Origin of the sequence: Vibrio sp. V10_P2A27P122, from assembly GCF_963874335.1 — a bacterium.
GTDB lineage: Bacteria > Pseudomonadota > Gammaproteobacteria > Enterobacterales > Vibrionaceae > Vibrio > Vibrio anguillarum.
This window is the reverse complement of the sequence record NZ_CAWNHY010000097.1, coordinates 1-6008: the sequence shown is the minus strand read 5'-3', so window position 1 is coordinate 6008 and position 6008 is coordinate 1. Positions and strand designations below refer to the sequence as shown.

At 44.3% G+C, this 6008-nt stretch carries 5 protein-coding genes; 1 reads left to right on the top strand and 4 read right to left on the bottom strand.

Annotated elements, in window-relative coordinates; translation table 11 throughout:
* Window positions 1-195: 195 nt before the first annotated feature.
* Window positions 196-1413: an aromatic amino acid transport family protein gene (locus tag AACQ17_RS05145; RefSeq protein ID WP_017046094.1), complete on the bottom strand. Its 1218-nt coding sequence runs from the start codon at window positions 1411-1413 to the stop codon at window positions 196-198.
* Between the two features lie 607 nt (window positions 1414-2020).
* Between AACQ17_RS05145 and AACQ17_RS05140 the strand changes: the two genes are divergently transcribed.
* Window positions 2021-3286 carry a DEAD/DEAH box helicase gene (locus tag AACQ17_RS05140; RefSeq protein WP_094147369.1) on the top strand — a complete coding sequence of 422 codons (1266 nt, stop codon included), beginning with the start codon at window positions 2021-2023 and terminating at the stop codon, window positions 3284-3286.
* Between the two features lie 10 nt (window positions 3287-3296).
* Here AACQ17_RS05140 and AACQ17_RS05135 read toward each other — a convergent pair whose 3' ends face one another.
* The 3 genes from AACQ17_RS05135 to AACQ17_RS05125 form a co-directional block, all read right to left on the bottom strand.
* Window positions 3297-4007 carry a TetR/AcrR family transcriptional regulator gene (locus tag AACQ17_RS05135; protein ID WP_013867941.1) on the bottom strand — a complete coding sequence of 237 codons (711 nt, stop codon included), beginning with the start codon at window positions 4005-4007 and terminating at the stop codon, window positions 3297-3299.
* Between the two features lie 114 nt (window positions 4008-4121).
* Window positions 4122-5135, bottom strand: a complete 1014-nt coding sequence (gene ltaE / locus AACQ17_RS05130) for a low-specificity L-threonine aldolase (protein ID WP_094147370.1) — start codon at window positions 5133-5135, stop codon at window positions 4122-4124.
* Between the two features lie 109 nt (window positions 5136-5244).
* A complete protein-coding gene (locus AACQ17_RS05125) occupies window positions 5245-5760 on the bottom strand; it encodes an NUDIX hydrolase (RefSeq protein ID WP_094147371.1) in 516 nt (171 codons plus the stop codon).
* Between the last annotated feature and the right edge of the window lie 248 nt (window positions 5761-6008).

The window sequence follows — 6008 nt, the reverse complement described above, 5'->3', positions numbered from 1 at the left end:
TCTTTCATTGCTGCTCCGATATGCAAAAAAGTAATAGTAAATTTTATAAATATACTAAGGCTAAATGTGTGTGTTCGTGCAGAATTTTATGAAATGAATGTTGACTTAAATATCAAGATTGAGACTTTGATCTTATTTTAGGTTAAAAAAAGTGGGGAGAGTAATATTACTCTCCCCACTTTTAACTTTAATTGATTAACCCAGAGCGGGTAGCACACCAAGGCTAATAAAGATTTGCGAAGTGACGATCATCAAACCAATGGTTGCTGTCATGGTCAAAGCCAGTTTGCCGCCTCTGACTTGATATTGTGTTTCACCCTGCAGTTGGAATACTTGGTTTGAACGCACTTTAATCACCATCACAATCGGTAAGAATATGGCCAAAATAGTCAACGCAATAGCTGCGTAACCGAGCGCCATAATAAAGCCTTGAGGGTAAAATAGCGCAAAGACTAATGGTGGCAGATAGGTGATGACGGAGGCAGCCATACGGTGCAATGGAATGTTCTTTTTCTTAATCGTATCGCCCATGAATTCAAACAAGCCCAAGCTTACGCCTAAGAATGACGTCAAAAGTGCAAGGTCGGCAAACACGCCAATAATGCTGCTTAAATTGGATTGATGAACGGTTTGCCCTAATGTCACAATTAGCGCACTCAGGCCGGAATTCTCAACCAGCTGAGGTTGGCTAACGACACCTAACGTGACGATCTGCCAAAAAATGTAAATAATCAACGGGATAGCAGAACCAATTAAGATGGCTTTGCGCAGCGAAGGGGTGTCGCCATCTAAGTAATTCACAATCGCCGGAATACTGCCATGGAAACCGAATGAGGTGAAAATGACGGGAATTGCAGCAACGATTAAGCCTTGCTCAAGTGGCATACTAAGCAAGTATGACTGAGAAACATTAGGTGCAAGAAATGAGAGCACTATAATCATCGCGACCATTTTACCGGCAAACAGCAGGCGGTTCACTTTATCAACCGTGCTGGTGCCGATCGTCACCACAAGTGCAACCAGTAAAGTAAAAAGCAAGGTGCCCAACGGATTGCTGATCTCAATGCCAGCAAACTCTGTCAGGCGATGAGTGAATTGTGCGCCGCCACCAGCAATGTAAGCTGCACAAAGCGAATAGAACAAAAATAGCATAGCAAAGCTCGCTACCCATTTTCCTTTTTGCCCTAAGATCTGTTTAGCCAATGTATGTAAGGTGGCGTCTTTGTCTGCATATTGATGGATTTCAACCATTAACAATGCAGTGAAAGCCATTAATGCCCAGAGGGCGATCATAATCAGTAATGATGTGCCAAAGCCGATACCTGCAGAAGCGAGCGGTAGAGCTAGCATGCCTGCACCGATAGTGGTCCCTGCGATGATCAAAGTACTGCCGAAAATCTTTGATTGAGTCATGGTGTAAAGTTCTTTATACGTTATGTTGTGTTTCAGGGAGTGATATATATGAATACAACGGGGTGTTGACCATTAATCCACTCATTTTGGGCTATATTGTAGAACTTCGGATTCATTTTCAACAGCTTTGTAAAAATAAAAATCCATGAGTGTATTTTTTTGTTTACATGGCAAGATGGCGGCTAAATAAGAGTGGTCGAAATCGTTTCGCTGTGATAGATATTGTGGTGATGATTAATTTGACTATTCGCTTTCAAAAAACTGTCATATAAATCATTTAAAAAGGATCTTGCGACGTGATAATCCCGTCTCAGTAAATATCAAAGGAGGTCGATTAATGAGTGACCAATATAAAAACGATGAGTGCTTAGAGTGGCTCGACGCCATGGAGATCGGATTTGATTTATCCGATTATGACTCTGTATCTCATGAATGCTCTGAACAGAGCGCAGAATAGTACCAGCCAGCAGCCTATGCTGGCTATGCTCCTTACATTCCCCCCTCGTGTATCAATTCCTTAACACTATTGATTTCCGCTGATTTTGAATAGGCGATTACCTTGCGCTTTGTTACAATCCGCGCCCTGATTTCCAATAGGTAAGCTGCAATGTTTGATACTGTGCACCCATTCCAACGTTTAGGACTTTCAACCACATTAGTTAGCGCTCTGCAATCTTTAGGTTTTGAACAACCGACGGATGTTCAATCTCAAGCTATCCCGCATGTTTTGGCTGGTAAAGATGTCATGGCTGGGGCGCAAACGGGTACCGGCAAAACGGCAGCTTTCGGTTTACCTATTTTGCAACGTTTTCTTGATAACCAAGCCGAACGAGAAGCCAATAGTAAAGTTGTGCGTGCGCTCGTTTTGGTTCCGACTCGTGAGCTGGCTCAACAAGTGTTTGATAGCTTAAGTGCTTATGCACAAAGTACTACATTGAAGATTGTCACCGCGTATGGTGGAACCAGCATGCAAGTGCAAACACGTAATTTACGTGGCGGTGCGGATATTTTAATTGCGACGCCTGGGCGGTTAATTGACCATCTGTTTGTGCGCAACATTATCCTGACGCAAACCGAAGTGTTGGTGCTGGATGAAGCCGATCGCATGCTCGATATGGGGTTTTTGCCTGATATCCAACGTATTTTGAAACGCATGAATGATGAACGCCAAACGCTGTTTTTCTCGGCCACCTTTGATGACAAAATCAAAGCATTAGCACACAAAATGATGCGCGACCCTGTCGGCGTGCAAATTTCACCGGCCAACGCGACCGCTGATACTGTAAAACAGATCGTTTATCCAGTGGATAAAAAACGTAAAAGCGAGTTATTAGCTTATCTAATTGGTTCACGTAATTGGCAGCAAGTCTTGGTATTTACCAAAACTAAACAAGGTAGCGATGAACTAGCCAAAGAACTGAAATTGGACGGCATCAAAGCGGCCTCGATCAATGGCGATAAAAGCCAAGGGGCGCGCCAAAAAGCATTGGATGATTTTAAATCAGGTAAAGTTAGAGCGTTGATCGCTACCGATGTTGCAGCTCGTGGAATTGACATTCAGCAACTTGAGCAAGTGGTTAACTACGACATGCCCTATAAAGCGGAAGATTACGTGCACCGTATTGGTCGCACAGGTCGGGCCGGGCTAACGGGCTTCGCGGTCTCTTTGATGAGCCGAGATGAAGAGTATCTGCTTGAAGCGATAGAGGCCTTACTCAATCAACGCCTGCCACAAGAGTGGTTAAAAGGGTTTGAGCCGAGTTTGTTGGAAGCCTTACCGACTGAGCGTAGCAGTCGTAAACCTAGCCGTTCAGCGGAAAAAAGAAAGATGAAAGCAAAACTAAACATCCATGCAGGTAGAGGTAAGCGATAAAGCGCCCGCTTTATCTGGCCCAGTCACATTCAATATCATACAGCAACTCATTGATGGAGTTCGGACAGAGCGTCTGAGCTTCGTCGATATGGAACTTGGCGATCATCAAGTCATTAAAGAGTTGCCAATGTTTTAGTAAGCATTGGTTCACATCTTGAGTTTCATCTGACCATGTTTCTTTTAAAAATGGTGTGAGACTTGCCGCGCCGTGCGCGTACATGATCATCTGCCATTTTATCTCCCACACCTTTATTGGTGTGGCTGAAAATTCACGGTTGTATTGCTCGGCAAGTTGTTCGACGAGCTGCTCAATTTCACCTGCACTGTCGATAAAATAATCAAACAGAGCATCTTCTTGTCTTACCGCATCGGCGATCAGTTGAATCGGCTGTTTGACGGTCAGCATATGCGCGAGCAGCCGTACAATGAACAAATACAACTGCACGTTGGCGGGGGTGTTGGCTGGGATCTCTTTCAATATATGACGTAAATAATTCTCCATATAAAGATGGAGACCATCGCTGATACTGCGCCATATTTGCTCTTTACTACCGAAATGATGACGCAGCAAACTGTGCGAAACCCCAGCTTTTTCGCTGATCGTTCGTAATGACACTCGTGCATAACCTAGCTCGCAAAACAGATCCGCAGCGACCACTAGAATGTCTCTTTTGGTTTTTTGGGCATCAGTGGCACTTCGGCGGCCTTGTCTTTTGGTCATTTTTTAACTCGTCTCATTTTTTAACGAGCGCAGTTGTACCAGATTTGAGAGGTAGTTTCACGGAAAAAACGCTTTGGCAGTCATAGCCGATGATAAGGTTATGACTGCACAATGTTAATTGGATCGGAGATAAAGGGAGAGTTTGCTGATTAGAAAATCAATATCATCGCGTGAGACGTCTTTATGGGTCACAAAACGTACCGGATTACCTGGCGAAACTTTTATTCCATCTTGCACCAACTGATTGGTAATTGTATGGATATCGATAGAATCAGCTAATTTGGCAAATACGATGTTAGTTTGCACTAAATCTGGATTGACGGAAAACCCGTTTAAGTCCGCTAATTTGCGCGCTAAATATTGGGCATTGTCGTGATCAGTCTTCAGCTGAGTGACTTGTTCAGTCAATGCAAGATGGCCTGCTGCGGCCAAAATGCCTGCTTGACGCATGCCGCCACCGAGCATTTTTCTTAAACGTCGAGCCTTGGCAATGTAGGTTTTTGAACCCAACAGCAGCGAGCCGATAGGAGCTGAAAGCCCTTTAGATAAACAGACCGTCATTGAGTCAAAGTATTGCGCAATCTCTTTAACATCCACATCCAGCGCTACAGCGGCGTTGTATACGCGCGCGCCATCTAAATGCAGTGCCAAATGGTGTTGATCAACAAACGTTCGCGCTTGCGCTAAATAGGCGAGTGGTAGAACTTTGCCATTGATGGTGTTTTCAAGGCTAAGTAATCGAGTGCGAGCAAAGTGGGCATCATCAGGTTTAATGGCCGCACGCAGTTTATCGAAGTCTAACGTGCCATCAGGGTTATTTTCGATTGGCTGCGGCTGAATAGAGCCAAGAACCGCGGCGCCACCCGCTTCATATTTGTAGTTGTGCGCTTGTTGGCCACACAGGTACTCATCACCACGCTCACAATGAGACATTAAACCCAGCAGGTTGGCTTGTGTGCCTGACGTGGTAAATAGCGCCGCTTCAAAACCGTGTCGCTGCGCGGCCCACTCTTCTAAGGCGTTGACGGTTGGGTCATCGCCATACACATCATCACCCACGTCGGCATTAGCCATTGCTTCACGCATCGCGGCGGTGGGTTTAGTAACGGTATCTGATCGAAAATCCATATAATCTCCTCATGCGTTTTTCTATTTTTGCTAGAAGCATTTTCACTTCAATGCTTATCTGGGCTTGTACTTTATTGATAGCTAAGCACTTTATCGATAGCTATGTATTTTATAGATAGCCACACAGCTTCGCCTTACTTAGGCAGGCAATGGTTTTTGAATCTGTGATTTGCCCAGTGATGATTTTTTGCTCCAATTTCTGGATCGAAAGCGTCACCACCTCAATGACTTCATCATCGTCGCATGATAATCGTGCAGTTTTGCTCAACTGTTTAGCGACAAACAGGTGCTGTATTTCGTCACAAAATCCAGCTAATGGTGTGACTTGCCCTAAAGTGATCAGCTCACTTGCGCTATATCCTGTCTCTTCTTCAAGCTCACGGTGCGCGCATTCGGCTGGAAGCTCCCCCTTTTCTAAAGTGCCTGCTGGGAGCTCTAACAACCACTTTTTGAGTGAGGGGCGAAACTGATTAATCAGAATAATATCGCCTTGTTCTGTGATCGGCAAAATCACGGCCGCGCCCGGATGGACGATGGTGGTGTGCTCAATGCTTTTGCCGGTAGGAAGGGTTACATCCTCTTGCACTAATGAAATGGTTTTCCATGTATGTATGGTTTTGCTCATGCAAACTCTTCTTTAATTGTGGCTAGCCAATGACTGATATGGTGATAAGGGTTCAACCTTACCGAGAATCTGTGGCTAAGACAAAGTAAAACGATAACCTAAGTATCAATATTGCTTGCACAATCAGTGATGTCAGTCTCATATATGCAAACATTGATTTCGAAGAATTTCACAGAAAAGAGATCTGCTATAAGTGGGCGCTTATACTAAAATCTATTTGTAACAAAACAATAACAGTCGTATAGAGT

Excerpts from the sequence above, each read along its gene's own strand:
- AACQ17_RS05145 (WP_017046094.1), bottom strand. The coding sequence starts at position 1,413 with ATGACTCAATCAAAGATTTTCGGCAGTACTTTGATCATCGCAGGGACC.
- AACQ17_RS05140 (WP_094147369.1), top strand. The coding sequence starts at position 2,021 with ATGTTTGATACTGTGCACCCATTCCAACGTTTAGGACTTTCAACCACA.
- AACQ17_RS05135 (WP_013867941.1), bottom strand. The coding sequence starts at position 4,007 with ATGACCAAAAGACAAGGCCGCCGAAGTGCCACTGATGCCCAAAAAACC.
- ltaE (WP_094147370.1), bottom strand. The coding sequence starts at position 5,135 with ATGGATTTTCGATCAGATACCGTTACTAAACCCACCGCCGCGATGCGT.
- AACQ17_RS05125 (WP_094147371.1), bottom strand. The coding sequence starts at position 5,760 with ATGAGCAAAACCATACATACATGGAAAACCATTTCATTAGTGCAAGAG.